At 69.8% G+C, this 25,488-nt stretch carries 21 protein-coding genes; 10 read left to right on the forward strand and 11 right to left on the reverse strand.

All coding sequences use genetic code 11. The features are described from left to right. Window positions 1-257 precede the first annotated feature (257 nt). From AB0F10_RS07025 to AB0F10_RS07045, 5 genes are read right to left on the reverse strand one after another with little or no spacing between them, the layout of a single operon-like run. Entirely contained in the window at window positions 258-1,121 is an 864-nt protein-coding gene (locus AB0F10_RS07025) for an amidohydrolase family protein (RefSeq protein WP_360620887.1), read from the reverse strand. A 46-nt stretch (window positions 1,122-1,167) separates the two neighbouring features. Further along, window positions 1,168-2,205, reverse strand: a complete 1,038-nt coding sequence (locus tag AB0F10_RS07030; RefSeq protein ID WP_360620888.1) for an ABC transporter permease — start codon at window positions 2,203-2,205, stop codon at window positions 1,168-1,170. After that, window positions 2,198-3,718 carry a sugar ABC transporter ATP-binding protein gene (locus AB0F10_RS07035; protein WP_360620889.1) on the reverse strand — a complete coding sequence of 507 codons (1,521 nt, stop codon included), beginning with the start codon at window positions 3,716-3,718 and terminating at the stop codon, window positions 2,198-2,200. The genes AB0F10_RS07030 and AB0F10_RS07035 overlap by 8 nt, the downstream gene beginning before the upstream one ends. 26 nt (window positions 3,719-3,744) lie before the next feature. After that, window positions 3,745-4,812 (reverse strand): sugar ABC transporter substrate-binding protein, encoded by a 1,068-nt coding sequence (locus AB0F10_RS07040; protein ID WP_360620890.1) that lies wholly within the window; start codon window positions 4,810-4,812, stop codon window positions 3,745-3,747. Window positions 4,813-4,825: 13 nt separating this feature from the next. Beyond that, a complete protein-coding gene (locus AB0F10_RS07045) occupies window positions 4,826-6,127 on the reverse strand; it encodes an enolase C-terminal domain-like protein (protein WP_360620891.1) in 1,302 nt (433 codons plus the stop codon). 230 nt (window positions 6,128-6,357) lie between these two features. Here AB0F10_RS07045 and AB0F10_RS07050 point away from each other — a divergent pair, with 230 nt between their 5' ends. From AB0F10_RS07050 to AB0F10_RS07065, 4 genes are read left to right on the forward strand one after another with little or no spacing between them, the layout of a single operon-like run. Continuing rightward, window positions 6,358-7,062, forward strand: a complete 705-nt coding sequence (locus AB0F10_RS07050) for a FadR/GntR family transcriptional regulator (protein WP_360620892.1) — start codon at window positions 6,358-6,360, stop codon at window positions 7,060-7,062. Window positions 7,063-7,107: 45 nt separating this feature from the next. Then, window positions 7,108-8,133 carry an alcohol dehydrogenase catalytic domain-containing protein gene (locus AB0F10_RS07055; protein ID WP_360620893.1) on the forward strand — a complete coding sequence of 342 codons (1,026 nt, stop codon included), beginning with the start codon at window positions 7,108-7,110 and terminating at the stop codon, window positions 8,131-8,133. Next, a complete protein-coding gene (locus tag AB0F10_RS07060) occupies window positions 8,130-8,891 on the forward strand; it encodes an SDR family oxidoreductase (protein ID WP_360620894.1) in 762 nt (253 codons plus the stop codon). Before AB0F10_RS07055 ends, AB0F10_RS07060 begins: the two co-directional genes overlap by 4 nt. A gap of 5 nt (window positions 8,892-8,896) precedes the next feature. Then, entirely contained in the window at window positions 8,897-9,871 is a 975-nt protein-coding gene (locus AB0F10_RS07065; RefSeq protein WP_360620896.1) for an aldo/keto reductase, read from the forward strand. Between the two features lie 1,486 nt (window positions 9,872-11,357). Here AB0F10_RS07065 and AB0F10_RS07070 read toward each other — a convergent pair. Then, window positions 11,358-12,737, reverse strand: a complete 1,380-nt coding sequence (locus tag AB0F10_RS07070; protein ID WP_360620898.1) for a PLP-dependent aminotransferase family protein — start codon at window positions 12,735-12,737, stop codon at window positions 11,358-11,360. 394 nt (window positions 12,738-13,131) lie between these two features. Here AB0F10_RS07070 and AB0F10_RS07075 point away from each other — a divergent pair, with 394 nt between their 5' ends. The 5 genes from AB0F10_RS07075 (at window position 13,132) to AB0F10_RS07095 (ending at window position 19,446) form a co-directional block, all read left to right on the forward strand. Beyond that, window positions 13,132-14,025: an AzlC family ABC transporter permease gene (locus AB0F10_RS07075; protein WP_360620900.1), complete on the forward strand. Its 894-nt coding sequence runs from the start codon at window positions 13,132-13,134 to the stop codon at window positions 14,023-14,025. Further along, a complete protein-coding gene (locus AB0F10_RS07080) occupies window positions 13,919-14,167 on the forward strand; it encodes an AzlD domain-containing protein (protein WP_360621009.1) in 249 nt (82 codons plus the stop codon). Before AB0F10_RS07075 ends, AB0F10_RS07080 begins: the two co-directional genes overlap by 107 nt. A gap of 433 nt (window positions 14,168-14,600) precedes the next feature. Continuing rightward, window positions 14,601-17,630, forward strand: a complete 3,030-nt coding sequence (locus AB0F10_RS07085) for a M14 family zinc carboxypeptidase (RefSeq protein ID WP_360620902.1) — start codon at window positions 14,601-14,603, stop codon at window positions 17,628-17,630. 155 nt (window positions 17,631-17,785) lie between these two features. After that, window positions 17,786-18,295 carry a SigE family RNA polymerase sigma factor gene (locus tag AB0F10_RS07090; protein WP_360620904.1) on the forward strand — a complete coding sequence of 170 codons (510 nt, stop codon included), beginning with the start codon at window positions 17,786-17,788 and terminating at the stop codon, window positions 18,293-18,295. Window positions 18,296-18,303: 8 nt separating this feature from the next. Beyond that, window positions 18,304-19,446, forward strand: a complete 1,143-nt coding sequence (locus AB0F10_RS07095; protein WP_360620906.1) for a hypothetical protein — start codon at window positions 18,304-18,306, stop codon at window positions 19,444-19,446. 110 nt (window positions 19,447-19,556) lie between these two features. On the opposite strand, the gene AB0F10_RS07100 is transcribed toward AB0F10_RS07095, so the two are convergent. Then, entirely contained in the window at window positions 19,557-20,792 is a 1,236-nt protein-coding gene (locus AB0F10_RS07100) for a ricin-type beta-trefoil lectin domain protein (protein ID WP_360620908.1), read from the reverse strand. 672 nt (window positions 20,793-21,464) lie between these two features. Here AB0F10_RS07100 and AB0F10_RS07105 point away from each other — a divergent pair. After that, window positions 21,465-22,964, forward strand: a complete 1,500-nt coding sequence (locus AB0F10_RS07105) for a GGDEF domain-containing protein (protein WP_360620910.1) — start codon at window positions 21,465-21,467, stop codon at window positions 22,962-22,964. A gap of 143 nt (window positions 22,965-23,107) precedes the next feature. On the opposite strand, the gene AB0F10_RS07110 is transcribed toward AB0F10_RS07105, so the two are convergent. The 4 genes from AB0F10_RS07110 to AB0F10_RS07125 are packed head-to-tail and all read right to left on the reverse strand — an operon-like array spanning window position 23,108 to window position 25,482. Then, entirely contained in the window at window positions 23,108-23,680 is a 573-nt protein-coding gene (locus AB0F10_RS07110) for a helix-turn-helix domain-containing protein (protein WP_360620912.1), read from the reverse strand. 19 nt (window positions 23,681-23,699) lie between these two features. Next, entirely contained in the window at window positions 23,700-24,107 is a 408-nt protein-coding gene (locus AB0F10_RS07115; RefSeq protein ID WP_360621011.1) for an ATP-binding cassette domain-containing protein, read from the reverse strand. Beyond that, window positions 24,065-24,385, reverse strand: coding sequence for an ATP-binding cassette domain-containing protein (locus AB0F10_RS07120; protein ID WP_360620914.1), 321 nt, complete (start codon window positions 24,383-24,385; stop codon window positions 24,065-24,067). Before AB0F10_RS07120 ends, AB0F10_RS07115 begins: the two co-directional genes overlap by 43 nt. Then, complete coding sequence (locus tag AB0F10_RS07125) at window positions 24,382-25,482, reverse strand: ABC transporter permease (protein ID WP_360620916.1); 1,101 nt, start codon at window positions 25,480-25,482, stop codon at window positions 24,382-24,384. Before AB0F10_RS07125 ends, AB0F10_RS07120 begins: the two co-directional genes overlap by 4 nt. Between the last annotated feature and the right edge of the window lie 6 nt (window positions 25,483-25,488).

The raw sequence follows: 25,488 nt of genomic DNA on the forward strand, positions 1-25,488 counted from the left end.
GGCGCGGCCCGCGCCGGAACGGATCTACCGTGACTCCGACGGGTACGGCGCCACGCTCCGCCGGGCCGCCGGCGTCACCCCGGCGGCGCGGCCCGCCGCGCGGGCCGACGATCCGAACCGGTCCGCCCTGGATGCCCGGCTGCGCAGGGCCCGCGGTGACCGCTGACCGGTCCGGCCGCACGGGTCCGGACGGCGACGATATGGGCGGCCAGGTCTCGAGCCACGTACGGGGGTGATTCGCATCGATGCCGAGAGTTTCAGATCCGGTAGACGCGACGAGCGGTCTGTCGCCAGATCTGCGCGAGCTGCTGTTCGTCTGCACCCGCCAGCAGTTCGCCCAGTACCCGGATCCACTCCTGGTAGCCGGTGGCCAGCAGGCAGACGGGCCAGTCCGAGCCGAACATCAGCCGGCCCGGTCCGAACGTGTCGAGGGCGTGGGACACGGCGGGTGCCAGGTCGGCCGGCCGCCACGACGACCAGTTCGCCTCGGTGACCAGCCCGGACACCTTCGCCGACACGTTCGGCAGTTGCGCCAGCGTGCGGAGGTGGCCGGCCCAGCCGCGCAGGTCGCCCGTCAGCGGAGGCTTGCCGAGATGGTCGAGCACGAACGAGGCCTGGGGCAGGCTCGCCACCAGCTCGATGGCCGCGGGCAGCTGATGGTGGCGAATCACCAGGTCGAACACCAGACCGGCGTCCGCGACCGCCGCGATACCGTCGCGGATGTCGGCGCGCCGGAGGAACGCCGGGTCGGGTTCGTCCTGGGCGAGGTGGCGGACGCCCACCAGCTTGCCGCCGCCCGGCGCCGCCCGCAGGCGGTGGATGCGGTCGGCGACGCCCGCGGTGGCGATGTCGACCCACCCGACGACTCCCCTGATCAGTTCGCTGCGCGCCGCGGTGCCCAGCAGATCGACCGTTTCCGGCTCGGAGCGGATCGACTGGACGACGACCGTGCCGCGGACCCCCGCCGGTTCGGCCAGCGCGGCGAGATCCTCGGGTCCGAAGTCCGCGTCGATCGCGGCCATGCTGACCGGGTCGATCCAGGGCTGGGGATGGCGCCGGCGGTTCCACAGATGGTGGTGGGCGTCGATGATGCCTTCGGGCGCGTTGCGCCATGGCTCCATGACGACGTCCTCTCTCGGTTGCCGGCGTCCAGGACCGCCTGGGCCGCTACTCCTGCGCCTTGCCTCCGGTGATCCGGGAGACGACGAGCGCGATGATGATGATCGCGCCGTTGAGCGCGCCGATCCACTGTGCCGGAACACCGGCGAGCGTCAACACGTTCTGGATCATGAAGAGCAGTAGGATGCCGGTGAACGCGCCGAACATCGTGCCCTTGCCGCCGTTGAGGCTGACCCCGCCGATGACGGCGGCGGCGAAGACGGTGAAAATGGCGCCGTTGCCCTGGGAGGCGGCCACCGAGGCGAGTCTGCCGGAGAGCAGGAGCCCGCCGAGCGCGGCGAGAAGACTGGCGCCGACGAGCGCGATCCACAGCACCCGGTCGGTGCGGATGCCCGCCGCCTTCGCCGCGTCGATGTTGCCGCCGATCGCGTACAGCGAACGACCGAAGCCGGTGTAGCCGAGCAGGACGATACCGAGGGCGAACAGGACGACGCAGATCCAGATTGACGCCGGCACACCGAACCAGACCGCGGTGCCCAGGTACATCATCGACTCGGGCAGATTGAAGAACGTCTGGCCGCCGGAGATGCCGGTGAGCAGGCCTCGGAGGACGATCAGCATGCCCAGCGTCACGATGAAGCCGTGCAGCCCGAACCGGACGATCAGCGCCGCGTTCGCCACGCCGATGAGCGCGCCGACGAGCAGCGTGATCGGGATCGCCCAGGCGCCGGGCAGGAGCCCGGTGCCGTGGCCGGTGCCGACCGCGACGGTCAGCCAGGCCGCGACGCCCGGTGCGAGCCCGAAGGTGGACTCCAGCGACAGATCCATCTTGCCGGCGATCAGGACGATCGTCTGGGCCAGCACGAGCAGCGCGATCTCCGACATCGTCTGGCCGATGTTGATCAGATTGTCGGGCTGGAGGAACACCGGGTTGACGATCTGGCCGACGATCGCGATGAGCACGATCGCCGGCACCAGGGCGAAGTCCCGCAGCCGTGCGATGGCCAGCTTTCCGACCGTACGGCGAGGTGGTGGATCGGCCGCGACCGTGGAGCGGTCGGTGGCGGCGGTCATGGCCTCAGGCATCGATGGTCAGTCCTTCCATTGCCGCCACCAGATCGTGTTCCCGCCAGCCGCTGGGCACTTCGGCGACGATCCGGCCCTGGAACATCACCAGAACGCGATCGCAGACGCGTAGGTCGTCGAGCTCGTCGGAGGCCACGACCACCGCGGTGCCGGCGTCCGCGACCTGGTCGACCTTGTCCAGAAGGAACTCCTTGGACCGCACGTCCACGCCGGCTGTGGGGGTGACGAGCACGAGCACCTTGGGGTCGTTGGCGAGGGCCCGCGCCATGACGACCTTCTGCTGGTTGCCGCCGGAGAGCCCGGAGACGGGCAGATCGGGGCCGGGCGCCTTGATGGCCAGGGCGTCGATGAGCCCGCCGGCGATGGCGTCGCGGCGGCGGGTGCTGACGAAGCCTGCGGCTCCGAGCCGTTCCGGGATGGTCAAGGTGGCGTTGTCGGCGATCGACATACCGGCGACCAGTCCCTGGTGATGGCGGTCCTGTGGCACGAACCCGACCCCGCTGGCGAGAGCGTCACCGACGTGGCCGGGACGCGGCGCACGGCCGCCGACCGTGATCGCGCCGGCGTCGGCGGTCCGCAGCCCCGCGATGGTTTCGGCCACCTCGGTCTTGCCGCTGCCGCCGGCGCCCGCCAGCCCGATGATCTCCCCGGCCCGCGCCTGGAACGAGATGCCGTCGAACAGGCCGTCCAGCCTCAGCTCGGCGACATCGAGCACCACGTCCGTGCGCGAGGCCGGCGCCGTGCGCGATCGCGGGACGTTGAGCGCGGCCGCCTCGCCGGTCATCGCGGCGACGAGTTCACCGCGTGGCAGCTCGGCGACCGGCGCGGTGACGATGTGCCGGGCATCGCGGAACACGGTCACCATGTCGCAGATCTCGTAGATCTCCTGCAGGTGATGGCTGATGAACAGGAAGGTGACGCCCTGGGTCTGCAGCTCGCGGATGTGGCCGAACAGCCTGGCTATCGCGCCGGCGTCGAGCTGTGCGGTCGGTTCGTCGAGGATGATGAACCGGGCGCCGAACGACAGGGCCCGGGCGATCTCCACGAACTGGCCCTGTTCGACGCTCAGATCCTTCGCCTTGGCGTCGACGTCCATCTCGACCGACCAGACGGCCAGCAGGTCCCGGGCGCGCCGGCGCAGCGAGCGCCAGCTGATCAGGCCGCTGCGGTTCCGGTCGTACCGGTTGAGCAACAGGTTCTCGGCCACGGTGAGCTGCGGGATGATGGTGGACTTCTGGTAGACGCACGCCACTTGTCGCCGCCACGCATCCCGGTTGGACAACCGCGGCGCCGCCGCGCCGTTGAACAGGACCCGCCCCGCGTCCGGAGCCTGCAGTCCGGTCAGGACGGCGACCAGTGTGGACTTGCCGGCGCCGTTGCGGCCGACGAGGGCGTGGGTCTCCCCCGGCAGGACCCGGATGTGGGCGTCGTCGAGCGCCACCGTCGATCCGTATCGCTTCGTGATGCCGACCGCCTCCGCCACGGGGAGGCCCGGCTTCTCCGTGCCGCTCATGTGCCCGTCCTCCCTCCGCGGCCCGGTCAGCCGATGTTGTTGCCCCACAGGGACTTCTCGTCCGTCTTGACGCTCGGCACGCCGCCGTAGTCGGCGCCGTCCACGGTGACCAGCGGGGCGGAGAGCTGGTCCTCCAGCAGTCCGTCGCGGACCTGCAGAATGGTGCTGTCGTGGTCGGTCGGCCCGGGCTGGAACGTCTTGCCCTCGATGGCCGCCTTCAGATAGACGAGCCCGTACTTGGCGTAGAGGTCGGCGGGTTGCGAGACGGTGGCGTCGATGTTGCCGGCGGCGATCTCCTGCAGTTCCTTGGGGATGCCGTCGTTGGAGACCACGAAGACGTGCTTCGGGTCGCTCGGCGGCACCAGCAGGTGGCGCTGCTTCAGCAACTGAAGGGTGCCGGCCAGGGCGAAGCTCGACTGCATGTAGACGCCCTTGATGTCCGGGTGCTCGGTCAGCCGGATCTGCAGCTTCTGTGAGGCGACCGCGCCGTCCCAGTTCGTGGCCTCGCCGAAGACCGTGATCCCCGGGTAGTTCTTCTTCATGCAGTCGTTGAACGCCTCGGTACGGTCGCGGCCGTTGATCGATGCCAGGTCGCCCTGCAGCATGACCACCTTGCCGCTGCCCTTGAGCTTCGTGCCGAGGAACCTGCAGGCCTTCTCGCCGTAGGCACGGTTGTCCGCGCGTACGACCATGAACACCTGGCCCTGATCCGGGCGGGTGTCGATGGTGACGACCGGGATCTTCTTGGCCGCCAGCGACTGCAACGCCGGCGCGATCGCGGCGGTGTCCTGCGGGGCCATGGCGATGCCCTTGACCCCTTGGCTGATCAACGACTGCACGTTGGAGGCGAGCTTCGCGACGTCGTTCTGGGAGTTGGTCGTCTTGAGATCCAGCCCGAGCTCGTCGGCGGACTGGGGCGTGTACTTGATGTACGAGTTCCAGAAGTCGGTGTCCGACCTCGGATAGTCGACGCCGACCAACACGGCCTTCGCGCCGCCGCTGTCCGTCGCGGGATCGTCGCCGCCGCAGGCGCTCAGCAACGCGGCGGCGGACATCAACACTATTGCTGTCGAGGCGATGCTTCTCGGGTTCATCACGGCTCCTCGCTCATCTCTCGGACTGCCACTGCGGACCGTCCGGGAACGTGTATGCGGCCACCGACTCCGGGTGCATCCGCGCACCGACGCCGGGGCCCTCTGGCGTGACGTAGCGGCCTTCCCGGATGACGACCGGGTCGACGAAGTGCTGGTGCAGGTGGTCGACGTACTCGATGACCCGTCCCCGGGTGCTGCCGCTGACCGCCACGTAGTCGAACATCGCAAGGTGCTGGACCATCTCGCAGAGTCCGACACCGCCGGCGTGCGGACAGACCGGCACCCCGAACTTGGCCGCCAGCAGCAGGATCGCGACGTTCTCGTTGACACCGGCGACCCGGGTGGCATCCAGCTGCAGGATGTCGATCGCCTGCGCCTGCAGAAGCTGCTTGACCATGACCTGGTTGTGGCAGTGTTCGCCGGTGGCGACCTTGACCGGTGCCACCGCCTCGCGGATGGCGGCGTGGCCGAGCACATCGTCCGGCGACGTCGGTTCCTCGATCCAGTACGGCTCGTACGGTGCGAGCGACGTCAACCAGGAGATCGCCTGGTCGACGCCCCACGCCTGGTTGGCGTCGATCGCGATCCGGACGTGCGGGCCCACCGCCTCGCGGGCCAGGGCCAGGCGGTGGATGTCGGTGTCGTGGTCGGCGCCGACCTTCAGTTTGATCAGGTCGAAACCGTCGGCGACCGCCTCCTTGGCCAGACGCACGAGCTTCTCGTCGGTGTAGCCGAGCCAACCGGGCGTGGTGGTGTACGCGGGGTAGCCGCGCGCGAGCAGGTCCCGCTGTCGCTGCTCGCGTCCGGGTTGAGCCCGCTGCAGGATGTCGAGCGCCTCCTGCGGCGTGAGCGCGTCGCGTAGGTACCGGAAGTCGACGAGGCTGACCAGTCGCTCCGGGGACATCTCCGCCAGCAACCGCCACAGCGGCTTCTCTTCGCGGCGGGCGTACAGGTCCCAGGCCGCGTTCACGACCGCACCGGCGGCCATGTGGATCACGCCCTTGTGCGGTCCGAGCCACCGCAGCTGGCTGTCGCCGGTCAGCCGCTCGGAGAACGCGCGCAGGTCGCCCAGGACCTCGGCGACCGGCAGTCCCACCACCAACGGCGCGAGCGCGCGGATCGCGGCGACCTGGACGTCGTTGCCGCGCCCGACGGTGAAGGCCAGGCCGAAACCCACCCCGCCCCCGCTGGTGCGGATGGTCACATACGCGGCCGAGTAGTCCGGCTCCGGGTTCATCGCGTCGGATCCGTCCAGCTCCCGGGAGGTCGGGAACCGGACGTCGACCGCGTCGACCGCTGTGATCACCTCAGGCATCGCCGGTCGCCCGTGCTGTTGATCCGCCTGTCATGGGATGTCTTTATAGCGGCCGTCTTCGCCTGCGTCTAGACACATCTTCGAAACATGGCTCCTATCAGGAGTTTTCCCAATGAGCGGTCAGTCGCCAGCGATCGCAGCGAATATAGATCTTCCGAGACATGGGATTACGCTGCTACGGTTAGGCTCGCGTACCGTCACCCGCCGGGCGAGTCCGGAGAGACCACGAGATGTCGCAGACCGACAAGGCCATGACGCGCCTCCGCGAGATGATCCAGTCCGGCGAGCTGCCGCCCGGGTCCAGGCTGCCTCCCGAACAGCAGCTCGCCGCGGACCTCGGCGTCGGGCGGAACATCATGCGCGAGGCCGTGCGCGCGCTGGTCGCGGCCAGGGTGCTCGAGGTGCGCCGCGGCAACGGCACATTCGTCACCAGCCTCGAGCCACGCCTGCTGCTGCAGGGCATCAGCGGCGCCGTGGAACTGCTCCGTGGCGAGACCATGCTCGAGCTCACCGAGGTGCGCCGGCTCTTCGAGAGCGCGGCCGCCGGCCTGGCGGCCACCCGCATATCGCCGGACCAGCTGGCCGAGGTCCGGGGTCATCTCGAGGCGATGCGCGCGGCGGCCGACGACGTGGAGCTGCTGAACCAGCACGACGCCGCGTTCCATCGCGCGGTGGTCGCCGCGACCGGCAACGAGACCCTGTTGACGGTCCTCGAAGGCATCTCCAGCCGCACCCTGCGCGCGCGGGTGTGGCGCGGGCTGGTCGACGCGGACGCGGCCGGCCAGACGCTCCGCGAACACGAGGCGATCTACACGGCGCTGGTCGCGGGCGACGCCATCCAGGCGCAGGCCGCCGCCCTGATGCACATCACCACCACCGAATCATGGTTACGTGCCCACCTGCGCGATGATCCCGACGCGCTGACCGGCACCTGACCGGTCCGACCGGCCCTCCGCTCCGCCGACCCCGCGAAGGTTCCCATGCGTTCAGCTCTGTACACCGGCAACTCGACCATCGTGGTGGAGGAGCGCCCACCGGTCCCACCCGGCCCCGGCGAGGTCCAGATCGCGGTCGCCTACACCGGCATCTGCGGCACCGATCTGCACATTCTGCACGGCAACATGGACAGTCGGGTTCGGATTCCCCAGACCATCGGCCACGAGATGTCCGGCCAGGTCGCCGCCGTCGGCGCAGACATCGCCGGCCTCGCCGTCGGCGCACCCGTCACCGTCATGCCCCTGCGGTGGTGCGGCAGCTGTCCCGCCTGCCAGGCCGGTCACCACCACATCTGCCATCGGCTCACCTTCATCGGCATCGACTCGGTCGGCGCCATGCAGCAGCGGTGGACGGTTCCGGCCGACGTGGTCGTTCCCCTGCCCGGCGACCTTCCGCTCACCCACGGCGCCCTGGTCGAACCGACCGCGGTGGCCGTGCACGACGTGCGCCGGGCCGGCCTGCGCGCCGGCGAGAAGGCCGTCGTGATCGGCGGCGGACCCATCGGCGTCCTGATCGCGCTGGTGGCACGCTCGGTCGACGCGGACATCACCCTGGTGGAGGTGGACGCCCGGCGACGGGCGATCGCCGGCGAGCTCGGCATCCGTACCCTCGACCCCGCAAGCGACGACCTCGCCGGCGAGACGGCGGCGTGGACCGGCGGCGCCGGCGCGGCCGTGGCCTTCGAGGTGTCCGGCTCCGCCGCTGGGATCACCACCGCTGTCGACCTGCTCGCGGTGCGGGGCCGCCTGGTGGTCGTGGGCATCCACAACCAGCGACGCGAGATCGACCTGTTCCGGATCTTCTGGCGCGAGCTGACCATCGCCGGCGCCCGCGTCTACCGGCGCGAGGACTACGACACCGCCATCGACCTGCTGCGCGCCGGAAGAGTCGGCGCCGAGACCCTGATCACCCACGTGGAGCCGCTGAGCAACGCGGCCGCGGCCTTCGACGCCCTGGTTGGTGGCGGCGGTGTCATGAAGGTCCTCATCGACTGCCGGGAGACGTCGTGAACCCGTTCGACCTGTCCGGCCGGCTCGCCCTGATCACCGGAGCCCGGCGGGGCATCGGCCTGGCCATCGCCGAGGCGCTGGCGGCCGCCGGCGCCGACATCATCGCGGTCAGCGCACAGCTGGAGACCACGGGCAGCGAGGTCGAGAAACGCGTCCGCCGCCATGGCCGGGATTTCACCGGACACCGGGTGAACTTCACCGACCGGGCCGCGGTCGCCGGTCTCGCCGCCCGGCTCGACGACGGCGACCGGCCGGTCGACATCCTGGTCAACAACGCGGGCACGATCCGGCGCGCCCCCGCCGCCGAGCACACCGACGCGATGTGGGACGAGGTCCTCGCGGTCGACCTGTCCGCGCAGTTCGTCCTGAGCCGGGACCTCGGCCGCGGCATGGTCGCCCGCGGCCGCGGAAAGATCATCTTCATGGCGTCGTTGCTGAGTTTCCAGGGTGGGGTGAACGTGCCCGGCTACACGGCCGCCAAGTCCGGCCTGATCGGGCTCACCCGCGCGCTCGCCAACGAATGGGCGCCGCACGGCGTCAACGTCAACGCCATCGTGCCCGGTTACATCGGCACGGACAACACCCGGGCGCTCCGCGACGACCCGGGCCGCAACACCGCCATCCTCGAACGCATCCCCGCCGGCCGGTGGGGGGTACCCGGCGACCTCGCAGGCGCGGCGGTGTTCCTGGCCTCACCGGCGGCCGACTACGTCCACGGGGCCGCCGTTCCCGTCGACGGCGGCTGGCTCGGGCGGTAGCCACGATGAGATCCGTGGCCCTGCGGCGGCGGCCCGGCGTGCTGCTCACCGAGCTCGGTTTCGGTGCCGCCCAGGGCGGCAACCTGTACCGCGCCAGGAGCGAGGAGTCGTTCGCGGCCGCGGTCGACACCGCCTGGGATGCCGGTATCCGTTACTTCGACACCGCGCCGCACTACGGCCTCGGGCTCTCCGAGCGGCGCCTCGGCGCCGCCCTGCGCGCACGGCCACGCGACGACTACGTCGTCTCCACCAAGGTGGGGCGTCTGCTCGTGTCGTCCCCCGAGACCTCACACCTGACCGACCCGGAAGGTTTCGAGGTCGCGGCCGACCATCGCCGCGTCTGGGACTTCAGCCGCGACGGCGTGCTGCGGTCACTCGAGGCGAGCCTGGAGCGCACCGGCCTGGACCGGATCGACGTCGTCTACCTGCACGACCCGGACGACCACTGGCAGCAGGCCGCCACGGAGGCGGTACCGACCCTGGTCGGACTGCGCGACCAGGGCGTCATCCGGGCCATCGGCGCCGGCATGAACCAGTCGGCGATGCTCACCCGCTTCGTCCGCGAGACCGACATCGACCTGGTGATGTGCGCCGGCCGGTTCACCCTGCTCGAACAGGGCGCGCTGCACGACCTCCTGCCGGCCGCCGAGGAGGAGGGGGTGGCGGTGGTCATCGCCGGCGTCTACAACTCGGGCCTGCTGGCACGTGACCGGCCGCCGGCCGACGCCACCTACAACTACCAGCGGGCTCCCGCCGCGCTCGTCCACCGGGCGAGGCTCATCGCAGAGGTCTGCGAGAGCCACGGCGCCACCCTTCCCGAAGCCGCACTCGCGTACGCACGAACACCCCCCGCGGTCGTCAGCACGGTCGTGGGGATGGGTAGCGCGGACCAGGTGACGGAAACCGTCCGGCGCGCGGGCGCTGAGATCACGCCCGCCCTCTGGCCCGCGTTGGTGGCCGCGGGGCTCACCGGTCCCTGACTCAGGCCCTGGCCCAGCGCCGGTTGATACCGCCTCGGCAGCCTGCCCGAACCGGTGGGCCCGCGGCCCCGGCGAACCGGTCCCAGGTTCCCTCCTCGGTCGGCGTTCGCCGGGTTCCGGCCACCTCACCCGTAATGCCGCCAACGGGGTGAGCGCCAATAGAGCGTGCGCGGTGCGCAGTGCATGGTCGCCGGTCGGAGGCTGCCCAGCAGGCGACGCGCCAGGGATACATCGAAGTGCCGCCTCGGCAGGAGGTGCAGGCGGGCGCCGTTGAACAACGGCAGCAGCAGGGTCCGCTGGGTGATGTCGAAACCGAACGAAATGATCAGCAGACCGCTCGATGACGGGCCGAGCTCGACTCGGCGACGGCCGTGTGCACCAGCGGCTCGTCCGGAAGCCCGACGGCCCTACCCTTCGGCACTTGTTCGGCTCCTTCCCCGGAGTTCGGGTGAGTTCTGCCTCAAAGGGGTTTACGGCCAGTTTGACACGGCTCCGGAAAATGAGCGTACGAAAGGACAGGGGCGCGCCCGGACGGGCTGACGTAAAGTGATCGCGTCGGTTTACCTGCATCCTCATTGCCGAGGCCTACACTAAGGAACTCGACGCTCGGCCATCAAGAGACATTCATGTCTCCTGGTGGCATTGAGGTTGTCCACTCCCGACTTGTTCAAACCACTTCTGGACCGATCCGTCGGCGAAAACGCCTGTCAACCCAGCTCAGGTGAGGTACGCCATACTCATCGACTCCTTGGGTACGCCTACACTAACTCGCCTTACGTTCTATCGCGTTGCGTCCGTCCATATCTGGCCTGGCGGGAGAAGGTCAATTGCAACGAGCGGTTCGTGGATGCCGCGAGCAACCTCCGGCCACTATGGTGCGCGCTTGACGAAATAGGCAATGACGCCGGCACGCCTGGACGTCCAGGCGTGCTTTCGGCCTGCCTTTTCAGGTTCATGTTCCTGGTCGGACTCGAGATCGACCTCACGGCACTTCGTTACCACGTCGGTCAAGCCCGGCAACGAAGGTTTCAAGACGTGAGAAATTCCAGGTCGCAGCGCTATTCGCGGCGCTGCCGGAAAGCGTGATACCGCATATTGCCTCGTCATCGAGGTGATCTCAGCAAAGAACCAGAGCCGGCCGGGATGGTCCTGGATAGGCCGTCAGCGTGCTTATCCCCTCGACCAGACCGATGAGCAGCGGGAGATCATCGAGCCGATGCTTTCGCTGCTCAGGAAGCCGGGCGGGATCCCGGAGCATCCCTTCCGGACATCGCAGATGCAATCTTGCACCTCGGCCGGTCGGGTGTTCCGCTGGACTTCCGGCCGGGCAGAGCGTCCCCCTGGTACGCCTCGCCGGGTCACCCGCACGAGCCGCCCAGCGGCCATGTCACCGTATGCCCGCTTGGCCGATACGGGCTAGCACGGTGCAGGTCAAGGCGTCAAACCAGTCTGCCGACGGCAAACCCTCCGGCCGGCCCACAATTGATCACGCCGACCGCCGGAGAGCCGCATCCGTGAGGATGGTCCGCTCCGCCGCGGCCAACCGCTCCACCGCGCGCTCGAGGTCCTCCGCGCGCAGCGCAAACGGTAACCGCAGGAACCGTTCCAACGTGCCGTCCAGCCCGAAGCGGGGACCGGGCACGAGGCGTACGGCGTGCCGCTCGGCCGCGTCGGCCAGCGCGGTCGACATCGGACGGTCCAGTCGCGCCCACACCGAGAGTCCCCCGGCCGGACGGGTCGGGCTCCAGGAGGGCAGGTGCTTCTCCAACGCGGCAAGCAGCGCGTCTCGCCGGTGCGCCAGAACATCGAGCCGTCCGGGCAGCAGCTCGCCGAGCCTGGTCAGCATGTACGTGGCGGCCATCTGGTCGACCACCGAGCCGGCCAGATCGACGGAGCGTCGCTCGAGCGCGAGCCGCCGGACCAGCTCGGGGGTGGCGCGGATCCAGCCGACCCGCAGGCCACCCCAGAAGACCTTGCTGAGCGATCCGATGCTGATGACCCGGTCACGCCGATCGAACGCCGCGAGTGGCGGCGGCATCGGCGCACCATCCAGGTTGAGTTCGACGTGCGTCTCGTCCACCAGCAGGAGGGTGGAACGGCGGGTTGCCTCCCGGACCAGGGCTTCCCTGTCCCCAGCCGGGAGCACGGCACCCGTGGGGTTGTGAAAATCGATGATCACATAGGCGAGTACCGGGTTCGCCTGGGCCAACACGCCGGTCATCTGGTCAATGTCCCAGCTCCCGTCGCTCACCGACACCGACACCAGCCGGGCATTGGCCTGGCGCAGGGCGTCGATCGCGTTGGGGTAGCTGGGCCGTTCGACCATCACCAGGTCGCCGCTGGTCACCAGCTGCCGGGCGAGAAGATGCACCGCGCCCTGCGCCCCGGTGGTCACCATGATCTGGTCCGGGGTGGTCGGCGCGCCGCGTTCCGTGTATCTGACGGCGATCGCCTCGCGGAGCTGCGGGATGCCGGCCGGGTGGTAGCCGTGCCCGTTCAGCCGCTGGTCTTCGGCCAGTTCCGGCCCGAGGTTGGCGACCGCCCAGCCGAACGCGGCGGTCACCACCTCCAGTGCCGGCGGGGGCACCGCGATGGCCAGGTCGAGGACGCCGGGTTCGGACCGGATGCCCGGAGCCAGCGGCGCCGCGCCGCGGTTGCGCCGGGCCGGCAGGGTGGTCCAGTTGCCCGCTCCCGGGCGGCTGACCAGCAGGCCTTCGCCGCGCAGATTTTCGTAGGTGTTGGCCACGGTCGCCCGGCTGACCCGCAACTGCTCCGCGAGGCTCCGCTCGCTGGGAAGGCGGGCGTGAATGGGAAGACGCCCGTCCAGCAGGAGACTACCCAAGATCGAGGCCAGACGCTCATGCATGGTACCGGCTCCAGCCGTCTGCCAGCCATTTAGGAGCTTGGCCAACGTTCCCGCCGAAACCGTAACCGTCATGCAGGCCAGTTTGCCGCGACTGGCCTGTGCGATCAAGTTCGCCGCCGTCTAGGCTTTTGGCAGGAGCTATTCGGCCTCCTTACTTTAGGCCCTCAAGGATTCGAACGGGGATCAGTAACGAACGGGGATCAGTAAGAATTTGTGGATCTACGCACCACCATGGCGGTCGAACCAGCCTGTCCGGAATGACCGGACCGCTTCGCGGGTAACAACAGTCCGCGTGACGCACTGGCCCATTGTGCATCAGAGCTGGTGGCTCAATACCGGGCGACGACCGCCTTTTCCACACGGGAGATTTGCATTGCGTAGCAATGATCACCCCTTGCCGGAAACCGGCCAGGGGGTTCAATCGACGTTTCGGCAGGATGTCCGGGTGGCGCTACGGGAAACCGTCCCGGTCGCCATGGGCTACCTTCCGCTCGGCTCCGCGTACGGGCTGTTGTTCGCGAGCAGCGGCCTGCAATGGTGGTGGGCGCCGGTGTGCAGCGTGCTGATCTTTGCCGGGGCGATGCAGTTTCTGTCGGTTGGGCTGCTGTCCACCCACACCTCGCTCACCGCGATCTTCATCACCACGTTCATCGTCAATTTCCGCCACGTCTTCTACGGCCTGTCCTACCCGATGAGCAGAGTGCGCCGTCGGCCGGCCCGGGTGTACGGCATGTGGGCTCTCACCGACGAGACGTACTCCCTGCTCGCCGGCCGGGCCGACGATCCCGCCCTGACCAGCCGGCGGATCACCCTCATCCAGCTGTTCAGCCACGGCTACTGGGTGCTCGGCGGCGTGATCGGCGCCGTCGGGGCGATGGCGCTGCCCAACAGCATCGCCGGCATCGACTTCTCCCTCACCGCGCTCTTTGTCGTGCTGGCCTACGAGCACGTGTCCAAGCCGGAGAACAAGGGTGCGGTCGCCATGGGGCTGGCGGCCAGCGCGGTGGCCCTCGCGATCGGCCGCAGCCAGTTCCTTTCCGTCGCGATGGCGACGTTCCTCGGCCTCGTCCTCATCAGCTACCTCCGTCAAAACAGGAAGATGTCCGATGGACCTGAGTTACGTTCTCCCGGCGATTCTGGTGATGGCGGCGACTACCTTCCTGCTTCGGGCGGCGCCGTTCCTGGCCCTGCAGAAGGTCGCTCAGGCGCCCCTGGTGCGCTACCTCGGCCTGGTGATGCCTGCCGGGGTCATGGTGATCCTGGTCTTCTACAGCCTGAGCACGGTTGAGCTGACCGTGCCGCCGTACGGAGTGCCCAGCATCATCGGCGTCGGGGCGACCCTCTGGATGCACGCGTGGCGACGCAATCCCCTGCTGAGCATCGTCATCGGTACCTGCTCCTACGTCGGCGCGCTGCACCTGATGACCTGAACCGGCCGATCGGTCGGCCACAGTGCGGCCGGTCCGCAACCCCGAGCTGACCGGCCGCACCGACTCAGGCGTGTCCCGTCGCGCCGGGGCACCTGAACCCCACCGTGCCGTGAGCGGCCGGGACACCGGGCCCTTCGAGGGGCACGCCCGTGACCGCCGATGAGCGCGCATCAGCTCCAGCGGCGGGCCGGCGACCGCTCCCGGAGGGGACCCTCAGCCAGGACCAGGTCCAGGGACACGGCGAGAGCCTGTTACGGGCCCGCCACCATACCGAGGTCGTGCAGTGGATGCTCGAGGTGGTCATCGCCCTGCCGGAAGGCTAGTGCCGCGTCTTTGATCGCCGGCGCGATTATCCGCGGTTTCTGATGCTGTTCGGCAGGCTGTGCCTTCCAGGGTGGGGAGGGCATTGACATGGCATCGATACTTGCCAATCATGAGGCGTTTACGATGGACAGCCATAGCGGCGTCCCTACTCATCACCGCCACCGCCGCCGTCACTGCGACACCGGTGCAGGCCGGGGCCGCGCCATCCACCGACGACCGGCTCGACGTCTACGCGGGCACGCTCGACAACCGCCAGTGGGACGCGTTGCGCACCGCCGGACTGGCGGCGGACGAGCTCGGCCGCGCACCGATTCCCGGCCGCAAGGCCCCGGTCGAGGTCATCCTCAGCCGCGGGCAGGCGGACCGGCTCGGGAAAGCCGGCGTTCCCCTGTCGCGCAAGCCGGCGAGCGCATCGACGCGCTCCCGCAAGGCCGCCGGCCCCACGGTCTTCCGGCCCTACAACACCCCTGGCGGCATCCGTGCGGAGCTGACCACCACCGCGGCGCGTTTCCCGCAGCTGGCGAAGCTCGAGACGATCGGCACGACGGTCCGCGGAGTCCCGATCCAGGCGGTCAAGGTCACCCGGAACGCCCGGACCCTGCCCGACGGCCACCGACCGGCCGTGCTCTACTTCGGCGGGCAGCACGCCCGGGAATGGATCACCCCGGAGATGACCCGGCGGCTGATGCACCACGTCCTCGACAGCTACGGCACCGACCCCACCATCACCAGCCTGCTGAACACCACCGAGCTGTGGTTCCTCCCGGTCGCCAATCCCGACGGCTACGACCTCACCTTCACCAACGACGAATACCGTTACTGGCGCAAGAACATGCGTGACAACAACGGCGACGGCCGGTACGGACCCGAGGACGGCGTCGACCTGAACCGTAACTTCGCCGAGAGGTGGGGGTACGACAACGAGGGATCGTCGCCGGAACCGGACGACGAGACCTATCGGGGCCCCTCGCCGCAGTCCGAGCCGGAGACCCGGGCGATGGACGCGCTGTTCCGCCGAGTCGGCTTCGAGTTCCTGGTCAATTACCACTCGGCCGCACAGCTCATTCTCTGGGGCGCCGGCTGGCAGGTCGAGACGGTCAGCCCGGACGATCAGATCGCCATGGCGCTGGCCGGTGACGATGACCATCCGGCCGTACCCGGGTATGACCCGGACATCACCGCCGAGCTCTATGTCACCAACGGCGACACCAATCATCACGCCCAGGTCCGGACCGGAACCATCGGTTTCGCCCCCGAGATGTCGACGTGCCAGACCGCCTCGGAATCGGATCCGGACGACGCATGGCGACCGGAGGACTGCCGTACCGAATTCGATTTCCCCGACGACGAGAAGCTGATCCAGGCCGAGTTCGCCAAGAACGTGCCGTTCGCCTTGTCACTCGCCCGGTCGGCACCGAACCCTGCCGATCCGGTTTCCGTGGTCGGCCGGTCGACCAGGGACTTCACTCCCGATGCCTTCCCCGATTCCTACGGCACCACCCAGCAGGTGGCCGTGGTCGCCAAGCGCTCGCTGCGTAATGTGCGGCTACATGCCAGGATCCACGGCAGAGAGCGTACGGCCGCAGTGGCCGAATGGCACGGCGGAAAAAGGTACGGCGGCAGCGCGGACAAGTACTTCACGGAGCTGCGGGGAACCGTCACCGGGCAGAAGCCCGGCGACCGGGTGACCGTCTGGTTCACCGCCGCCGGCGGAAAGACCAGCGCACCCTTCACCTATACGGTCAACCGGCAGGTCGGTGGCGACGTGCTGGTGCTGGCCACGGAGGACGTCACCGGCATCGAACCGGCGAACACCGACGGTGCCACCGAGGCCCGGTACGCGGACACGTACGTCAAGGCCCTCGCGCGGTCCGGTCACACCGCCGACGTCTACGACATGGACACGCACGACCGGCAGGCCCCGCATCCGCTCGGCGTCCTGTCGCACTACCGGGCGGTCGTCTGGGAGACCGGCGACGACATCGTCCCGCGCAACCCGGGTCAGCCCGAATGGGCCACCACCCGGGCCACCTTCGAGACCGACCTGGCTGTCCGCGACTACCTCAACGAGGGCGGCAAACTGCTGCACGCCGGCCAGTATGCCCAGTACCCCGCGCTCGGTTTCGCCTACAAGCCGCAAGGACCCGGAGAATGCGGCGACGGCGGCGACGACTGGAACTGCCAGCCCTTGAGCGACGACTTCCGGCAGTACTGGCTCGGCGCGGGAGCGTACGTGGACAACGGCGGCACCGCGGCGGTGACCGGCACCGCCGGCACGTTGGCGGGCTTTTCCGCCCCGACCGGGGCGCAGCAGCACACGGCGGCGTTCCTGAGCACCTCGAGCGAGCTGCCACCGGCTAAGTTCCCCCAGTTCTCCAGTACGGTCCCGATGGCCTGGCAGCAGGACGGCCCAGGCCCCTATGATCCGGTCGACGGGGACAGCTATCTGTGGAGCGGCCGCTCGAACTCCTCGTTCAAGCGGCTGACCAGAACGGTTGACCTGACCACCGCCCGGGACGCCCACCTGCGGTTCAAGACTTCGTTCGACACCGAGTCCACCGCCGACTTCCTCTTCGTGGAGGTGCACGAGACCGGCACTGACAACTGGACCACGCTGCCCGACGCCGGCGGCCTGACCAGCACGGACGTCGGGTGGATCTGCGAGTACGAACGCCTCGACCCGCATCCGTTCATGGCGCACTACTGGGCCGAGGACTGCGCGCCCCACGGCTCCACCGGCGACTGGAACGCGGCGACCGGCAACAGCGGCGGGTGGAAGGAGTTCAACGCCGACCTGTCCGCGTACGCGGGCAAGCAGGTCGAGGTCTCCATCAGTTACATGTCCGACTGGTACGGCCAGGGCTACGGCGTCTTCCTCGACGACGTGCGTCTGGACGTCAACGGTGCGACCGTCACCCGTACCTCCTTCGAGACGGACCTGGGCGGCTGGACCGTGGCCGGGCCGCCGCCGGGCTCCGCGCCCAACCCCACCGACTGGACCCGGGCCGGGCACGTCTACGACTTCGGCGCCGCGACCGCCACCCCGGCCACTCTCTATTTCGGTTTCGGCCCGGAGAAGCTGACCGCGGCGGACCGCACCGACCTGTTGTCCCGGTCGATGCGGCAACTCCTGAGGTGAGCGGGGAGGGCCCACGCCGTGGTGGCGTGGGCCCTGCGGGCGCCGGAAATCGCCCCTGAGCTCGGGCCCGCCGGATTTTTCGTTGGTCGTCTCAACCTTTCCGGGTGCCGGTCGCGACAGTATGCCGAGAGCATCGCCTTCGAGAGAGGACCGGGATGCGGCCCGAGCACCTGCGGGAGTACGTCGAATTCGTCTCCGTCCGGCTGCCACGACTGCACCGCACCGCGTTCCTGCTGTGCGGGGACAAGCATCTGGCGGAGGACATCGTCCAGTCCTCCCTGACGACGCTGTTCGTGCAGTGGCGGCGCATCTCGGCGGTGGAAAACGTCGACGGGTACCTGCACCGGATTCTGGTGCGGCGTTACCTGGATGAACGGCGCCGCAAGGGTTTCGGTGTGCTGCTCGGCGATCGCCTGCCGGACACGCCGGCCGCCCCGGCGCGGGCCGTCGAGGAACGCGACTTCCTGATGACGGCGCTACGCGGGCTGCCGAGAAAGCAGCGCGCGGTGGTGGTTCTGCGCTACTACGACGACCTGTCGGTGGAGCAGACCGCGGCGGTCCTTGGTTGCTCGGCGGGCACCGTCAAGAGCCATAGCTCGCGAGGCCTGGCCGCGTTGCGCGGGGTGCTGAGGGCGGAACAACCGGCTAGCGGGAACGGAAAGTGAGTCCAGTGGTGAATGACGAACAATTGCTGCGCGAGCGCCTCGGCGAGGTCGACGTACCGCCTTCGGGGCTCGGCATGGACCAGGTCCTCGCCGCCGGTTTCCGGCGGGTGCGCCGGCGGAGGATCGCCACGGTGGCCGGCACGGCCGCGCTGACCCTGGCGGTGCTTGCCGTGACGCCGGCGCTGCTGCCCGCGGATCGGGAGCCCGACGGCAAGGTGGATCCGGTGCTTGCCACGAAGGCGCCGTCCGCTGAGGTCGCGCCGTCCTGCACGTCGGCGTTCACGCTGCCGGTGCCGAAGGGTGCCGGCCCCATCGACCTGGTCGACGTCGACCCGACCGGCCGTCACATTGTCGGGAACGGCAGCAAAGGCCAGGACTTCGTGCCGTTCGCCTGGAACGACGGCAAGGTCGACCGGATCCAGCAGTTCGCCGCGTCGGTGGAGATGTTCGACGTGAACTCCTCCGGCACCGCGCTCGGCCGGGCCGACGACAGCAAGGGCGGGCTGGAAACGTTCTTCCGGTATCGCAACGGCAAGGTGACTCCGCTGAGCATGCCCGCCGGCCGCTGGCAGACGAACGGGTGGCCGCAGATCAACACCGCGGGTGACATCATCGCCACCGCCCAGCCCGCCGACAGTCTTGAGGGCAAGGGTGCGGTGATCCTGCTGTGGCCGGCGGGCAGGACGACACCGGAGAAGCTGCCGTTGCCGAAGGACGCCGCCGCCCACGACCTGGCCGGCAACGGCGCCATCGCCGGCATCCTGCGCGACAGGTCCAAAGACACCAGCGTCGCCTACGTCTGGGACCGTGCCGGCAAGGGCCGCGCGCTGGAGACGCCGCCGGGTGTGTCCAGCGGGGCGTACGCCATCAGCAGCAACGGCGCCTGGGCGACCGGTGGCCTGTGGCCGGAACACGAGGATCCATCGGCGGCCCTCTGGAACGTGGCCACCGGCAAGCTCGTCGCCCGGTTCGGGCAGGCACCTGGCCACCGCATCAACTCCGACGGCCTGGTCGTCACCATGGACGGCGCACTCTTCCGCGACGGCAAGCCGGTGACCCTGGTCAGCGGCGCCACCAGCCAACCTGGGGTCACCGGGGTCGCGGACACCGGCCTGGTAACTGGCACCACCTCTCGCAACTACCAGTGCTGACACGCCGATCACCTTGGTGGTCCATGCACCGGTGCCGCCCGACGGCCCGTATCCGGTGAGTGCTTCCCCCGCTCCGTGGATGCGGGGGAAGCTCACCCCGGCCGGCTGGGTCAGGTGGCAGGCGTCCACTGCTGTGCCGGCGTGCCGTTGCAGACGAAGATCTGCAGCTGCGTCCCGTCGGCGGTGGCGCTCCCCGGGTCGTCCAGGCAGCGCCCGGACCGCGGATTCACCAGCGCGGAGTTGCCGCCGGGCAGCCAGCGCTGCGCGGCCGTGCCGTTGCACGTCCACAGCTGCACCCGGGTGCGGTCGACGGTGCCACCGTTGCTGACGTCGAGGCACTTGCCGAGGGCGCGAAGCGTGCCGCCCGCGCCGGGCGTGTAGGTCCACGTCTGGGCGGCTGACCCGTTGCAGCGCCACAGCTGCACCCGGGTGCCGTCGGCGGTGCCGGCGTTCGACACGTCCGCGCACTTGCCGGCGATGCCGGAGCGCATCGCAGCGGTGTGCAGCCCGCCGCTTGCGACGAGCGCGGCCTCGACCGTCGCGGCGGCGGCCCGCATCCCGGCCTCGTTGGGATGATATTGGGACCGGCCCGGCGGCGGGTGCCCCGACTCCACCCATGGGTCGATCGAGCAGGCGTCGTGGGCTCGGCTGGCGGCGGCGAGGTCGACCACGGTGGCACCGGCGGACGACGCCGCGGCGGAGGTTGCGGAGGCGAGGCGGGCGGCGATGCTGCGCTCGTAGGCGAGCTGGTCCGCGGTGAGCGGGACGCCTGCGCAGCCTGCGGCATCCGGCATGATCGTGAAGTAGGTGACCAGGTAGACCCGCGCAGCCGGGGCGGCGTTGTGCACGGCGTCGACCACGTTCTCGATGCGCCCAGCGAGCACGGTGAAGGTCTGATCGATGGCGCCCCGGTCGACGCTCGCGCAGTTACTTCCGCCGTCGTTCTGGCAGGTGTAGGCGCCGAGGCTGCCGAGGTAGTCGACGTCGTTGCCGCCGATGGTCACGGTGACCACGTCGGTGCCGGCGGTCACCGCCCGGATCTGCGGCGGTTGGCCGGACTGGCCCGCGGTCAGCACGTTGGCCGTGGTCGCGCCGCTGCACGTGACGTCGGTCAGGTTCGCACCGATCTCCCGCGCCACGACGCTGGGATAGTTGTCGGCCGACCGGGAACAGGCCGCGGCGGAGCCGCCGGGCTGCGTCGGCGGGATGCCCGGACCGGCGGCGAACGAGCTGCCGATCGCCACGTAGTCGAGCCCGGAGGCCGTGCCGGCGGCCCGGGCGGATGCGATCGGGGCGGCGCCCGACAGGGTCAGCGCCGCGGCCAAGAACACGTGCAGGCCTGGCATCACATGCCTCCATGAAACGGGAACCCGGACCCCGACAACGTTGTCAACAACACCGCTCCAGCGCAATCCCGCTATCGAATTTTATCGATAACCGGTCAGTGGTCCGCCCGGAAGACGTTCACCTCGCCCTGCATCCTCGTGGTCCGGGTCCGAGACGGTGAGATCGCCGAATCGCGACCGTCCGACCACGTGGCCGGCCCCCGTTCGCCGCGAACCACCCCTGTGCCACGGCGGCCGTTTCCACTCGGTCCCCGCGTAGCATCAGCAGTTCCCCGACTGCGAGCAGCAGGCGACCGTCGGGGAGCACCAGAAGAAGGATGGCGGCGGCCGGCCAGCCCGCGAATCGCAACCGCGGGCGGCCGGGCATCAGCATCGCCAGGAACGTGCCGGCCACGCCCAGTGCGGCGATGACGAGGCCGGCGGGTAGCGGGTCGAGGCCGGTGACGATCGCACCCATCCGCGAGGCCCGGCATCCACGCCCGGCTGGCAACCCGAAACCGGGTAGAGATTGCGGTGTGGGCCCACGAGACGGGCCTGGCCGGACACGATCCGGTCTCGTACGGTGACAGCTGAGGTGAATGCTCGTTGGCCCCGACGACGACCGCCTGTCAGCTCCACATAAATGCGGCCGGTTCTGCTCAACTGCGAGCGGCGTCGGCCGATAGCCCAGCCATGGGCTCTCTCCGGATACGGATCTTTCTGCTGGCGACAGCGGGCGTGGTGGCCGGACTGATCGCCGGGTACGGCACCGGCGCCGGTGACCTCGCGTACGCCGTGGCCTACCTCGCCCTGTGCGGCCTGGCCTGGTGGGGGGCGCTGCGGGTGGTCCGCCCTGCCGATCGCCGCCCATGGCTGCTGATCGCGCTGGCCCAGACGGTGTGGTTCCTCGGCGACGCGATCGAGATCCTCTACACGTACCTGGTCGGCGAGGCGCCCTCGGTGGGTCTGGCCGACGTCTGCTGGCTCGGCGGGTACCCGCTGATGACTCTTGCCCTGGTGCAGATGGCTCGCCGGCGCGCACCGGGCCGGTTGCGCGGAGCTGTGCTCGACGCCGGCACCCTCACCGTGGCAGCCGCCCTGCTCGGCTGGGAGTTCCTGATCTCCCCGTACCTGGGCCAGGGCTACTCGGTGCTGGAGACGGTGGTGCCGGCGCTGTACCCGGTCGCAGACGTGGTGCTGCTGGCCGGGGCGCTGATCATCGCCCTCTCGCCGGGCACCCGGGGCACCCCCACCCGGCTGATGTTCGCGGCGGCCGCCCTGTATCTCGGCAACGACCTGGCCATCAACATCCTGCCCATACTGACCGACCAGGGCCTGTTGCCGGAGTCGATCGGCTACGAGTTCTCGTCCCGGCTGGGCACGGTTGTCATGTTCGGCAACGCCCTGGTCAGCGTGGCCCTGTTGCACCCCGGCCGGGCCGAACTGACCCGGGCCGGCCATCAGCTCACCCACCTGCATCCGGCCCGGGTGTTGTTTCTCGGTCTGGCGTTGATGACCACACCGGCGCTGACCCTGCTGCACGCCGGGTTCCACGCCAGGACGATCGTGGCATTGGGTGGCGCGGCGCTGTGCACGACGTTCGTGCTGAGCCGCTTCACGATGGCGGTGCGTGAGCAGGACCGCGCCCAGGCCCGGCTGGTTCATCAAGCGCAGCACGACCCGCTCACCGGGTTGTCCAACCGGGCGGTGCTGGGTGACCGGCTCGCCCGCCTGCGGCCAACCTCGGCGGAACCGGTCGCCGTGCTCTACCTCGACCTCGACGGTTTCAAGGAGGTCAACGACCGGTACGGCCATGAGGCCGGTGACGCGGTGCTGGTGGCGATCGCCCAGCGGCTCTCCGCCCTGGTCCGGATCGGCGATCTGGTGAGTCGCCTCGGCGGTGACGAGTTCGTGCTGCTGTGCCCGGGGGTCGGGGAACGCGAGGCGGTCTGGCTGGCTGAGCGGATCCTCGCCGACGTCGCGCAGCCGGTGGTATTCCGCGGCCACCACCTGACCGTCGGTGCCAGCATCGGCATCGCCGCGACCGCGGGCGGCGCCGACGCGCGTGGCGACAGGACGGTGCTGCGGTCCGCGGACGCGGCGATGTATCAGGCCAAGCGGCTCGGCCGTGGCCGGTGGGTGCTGGCCGGCGCCGAACCGGATTTCCTGACGCCCGTGGCCGTCCCGGCCTGATCAGACGTACGCAGCCGGGCCGTCCGCCAGCGCCCAAGATCAACGGCGGATCACCGCGTTCGACGATGCTGAGGTCCAGCCCTGAACTGCGCCCGAAGCCCGTCGCTGACGGCCATCGCGAGGGAAGCCGGCTGACCCGCCGGCTAGCGCAGGAATGGCTCCAGCAGTTCGCCGGCTCGGGCGCGGATGCCCGCGGAGTCGCCGCCGGCCTCGATGAGACTGGATGCGCTGTAGACGATCGCGTTGATCAGCTCGGCGGTGGTTGCCGGGTCGGGCAGGGCCATCACCCGCAGCGCATCGACCAGCGGATGGGACAGCTGCTCGTGCATCACCCGGCTGCTGTCGTCCAACTGCTGACCGGGCGCGATCGCGGCAAGCGCTCGGGCCACCGCATGCTCGCCCTCGGCGACCAGTTCCAGGTTGGTGTCGACGTACGCCAGCACCTGGGCGCCCGGCCCACCGGCTGCGGCCATCGCATCGGCCACTCGGGCCGACCAGCGGGGGAAAACGTCCTGGATGAGGGCGTCGAGCAGGTCCTGGCGCGAGCGGAAGTACTCGTAGGCCGAGGATCGGGCCAGACCGGCGCGCCCGGCGACCGCCGCGAGTGACGGAGCCGTGCCCGGCTCCTCGGCCAGGATGGCACGGGCCGCGTCGAGCAGCGCCCGATGCTGGGCGGCGCGGTGCTCGGCGACAGTGGGCGCCGAGATGCGCGGCACCGTGCCTCCTTCGAATCGCCTAGCTGGAAAGCTTTCCGTCGACCATTTCTACCACCCGGTCACAGTGCTCGAGCACGGCAGTGTCGTGCGTGACCATCACCGTCGCCACCCCGGCGTGTTTGGTTTCGCGGGCCAGCAACTCGACCACCTCGTGGCTGCGCGCCCGATCGAGTGCCGCGGTCGGCTCGTCGGCCAGCAGCAGCGACGGGCCGCCGATCAGCGCCCGGGCGATGCCGACGCGCTGCCGTTCGCCGCCGGAGAGCTGATGGGGGCGCCGGTGGGCCTTGTCGGCCATCCCGACCTCGGCGAGCAACTGCTCGGCGTCGCGTCCCCCGACGCGCCGGGGGTTGAGGTGGTGGATGAGTCGTAGCTGGTCGATCGCGGTCAGCGCCGGGAGGAGGTTGCCGTTCTGGAAGACGAAGCCGATGTGCTCGCGCCGGTAGGCGGTGCGTGCGCCGGCTTCATGGCGGCCAGATCGTTGCCGTCGATGGTGACGCTGCCCTCGTCCGGCACGGTCAGCCCGCCGGCCACGGCGAGCAGGCTGGATTTGCCGGCGCCCGACGGTCCGACCACCGCAACCAGTTCGCCGGGCGCGACGGTCAGGCTCACCGCGTCCAGCGCTGTGATGGTGTCGTCGCCGTCTCCGAGGCGGAGGGTCACCCCGGCCAGGCGCACTCCGGTGCGAGTCGTGGTGTCGAGCTTCATCGCTGTGCTCCCAGGGCGGCCAGCGGGTTCACCGTGGCGATACGGACGATGGCGGTGGCCGCGCCGAGCAGGCCGAGCGTGATCAGCAGCCCGGCCGCGGTCAGGACGGCGGGGGCCTCCAGGGCGAACGGCACGTCACCGCCGGACACAAGGGCACCCACGCCCAGGCCGGTCAGCACCCCGAGGGCGCAGGCGGCCAGCAGGATCAGCAGGGCCTGCGCGAGACCGTCACGAAGCAGGTACGCCCGGGACGCGCCGATTGCCCGCAGGACCGCCAGTTCGTGCCGGCGGTGGATGGTCCACACCGTGAAGAACGCGCCCACGACCAGGGCCGAGATGGCGTACAGGAAGACCTGGATGAGGGTGAGGGTCGAGGTCTCGGCGCTGTAGCCGGGCGAGGTCGCATAAGCGTCGGCGAGCGTCAGGGTGGTAGTGCCGGCGGCGGCGTCCCCGGCCCCGAGATCGAGGGCAGCACCCTCGCGTGCCTTGATCGCCACCGCGGTCGCCTCTCCCCCGGCGCCGGTGTGGATCCGGCGCCACGTGTCCAGCGGCAGGTAGGCCACGTCGACGTGCCCGAACGTACGCTGATCGGAGGTAGCCCCGACCACCGTCAGTTTGACGCCGAGCCGGTCGATGGTGATCGTGTCGCCTAGGCGCAGCCCGGCGTCGAGCAGCGTGCTGGAGACGACGAGTCCGTCGGGGCTGCCCAGCCGGGATCCGCCGGCCGGCACCGGGTCCAGGAAAGAGCCCGGCCGCACACCGAACAGCGCCAGGTCGACCGGCACCCCGGCGCCGCTGTGTGCGTTCACCAGCGTGTTGCCGAACGGCTCGGCCGCCTCGACACCCGGTTGCCCACGCCAGGCCGCCACCTGCCCGGCATCGATGACACTGCGCGAAAAGGCGCCATCCACCCGGGTCCCCTCGGCGAACCCGAACGCCGTGACCGGCATCCGCTGCAGGCCGGACACACCATCGTTGACCAGCCCGGACGACAGGCCGGACAGCAGCACCATGAGCACCGCGATCAAGGCCACCACCGCACCCATCAACGCGAATCTCGAACGCGCGAACCGCAGCTCGCGCAACGCCAGGAACATGACCCC

The organism is Actinoplanes sp. NPDC026623 (assembly GCF_040638275.1).
In the GTDB taxonomy this organism is placed as follows: domain Bacteria; phylum Actinomycetota; class Actinomycetes; order Mycobacteriales; family Micromonosporaceae; genus Actinoplanes.

Excerpts from the sequence above, each read along its gene's own strand:
- AB0F10_RS07025 (WP_360620887.1), bottom strand. The coding sequence starts at position 1,121 with ATGGAGCCATGGCGCAACGCGCCCGAAGGCATCATCGACGCCCACCAC.
- AB0F10_RS07030 (WP_360620888.1), bottom strand. The coding sequence starts at position 2,205 with ATGCCTGAGGCCATGACCGCCGCCACCGACCGCTCCACGGTCGCGGCC.
- AB0F10_RS07035 (WP_360620889.1), bottom strand. The coding sequence starts at position 3,718 with ATGAGCGGCACGGAGAAGCCGGGCCTCCCCGTGGCGGAGGCGGTCGGC.
- AB0F10_RS07040 (WP_360620890.1), bottom strand. The coding sequence starts at position 4,812 with ATGAACCCGAGAAGCATCGCCTCGACAGCAATAGTGTTGATGTCCGCC.
- AB0F10_RS07045 (WP_360620891.1), bottom strand. The coding sequence starts at position 6,127 with ATGCCTGAGGTGATCACAGCGGTCGACGCGGTCGACGTCCGGTTCCCG.
- AB0F10_RS07050 (WP_360620892.1), top strand. The coding sequence starts at position 6,358 with ATGTCGCAGACCGACAAGGCCATGACGCGCCTCCGCGAGATGATCCAG.
- AB0F10_RS07055 (WP_360620893.1), top strand. The coding sequence starts at position 7,108 with ATGCGTTCAGCTCTGTACACCGGCAACTCGACCATCGTGGTGGAGGAG.
- AB0F10_RS07065 (WP_360620896.1), top strand. The coding sequence starts at position 8,897 with ATGAGATCCGTGGCCCTGCGGCGGCGGCCCGGCGTGCTGCTCACCGAG.
- AB0F10_RS07070 (WP_360620898.1), bottom strand. The coding sequence starts at position 12,737 with ATGCATGAGCGTCTGGCCTCGATCTTGGGTAGTCTCCTGCTGGACGGG.
- AB0F10_RS07085 (WP_360620902.1), top strand. The coding sequence starts at position 14,601 with ATGAGGCGTTTACGATGGACAGCCATAGCGGCGTCCCTACTCATCACC.
- AB0F10_RS07090 (WP_360620904.1), top strand. The coding sequence starts at position 17,786 with ATGCGGCCCGAGCACCTGCGGGAGTACGTCGAATTCGTCTCCGTCCGG.
- AB0F10_RS07100 (WP_360620908.1), bottom strand. The coding sequence starts at position 20,792 with ATGCCAGGCCTGCACGTGTTCTTGGCCGCGGCGCTGACCCTGTCGGGC.
- AB0F10_RS07105 (WP_360620910.1), top strand. The coding sequence starts at position 21,465 with ATGGGCTCTCTCCGGATACGGATCTTTCTGCTGGCGACAGCGGGCGTG.
- AB0F10_RS07120 (WP_360620914.1), bottom strand. The coding sequence starts at position 24,385 with ATGAAGCTCGACACCACGACTCGCACCGGAGTGCGCCTGGCCGGGGTG.
- AB0F10_RS07125 (WP_360620916.1), bottom strand. The coding sequence starts at position 25,482 with ATGTTCCTGGCGTTGCGCGAGCTGCGGTTCGCGCGTTCGAGATTCGCG.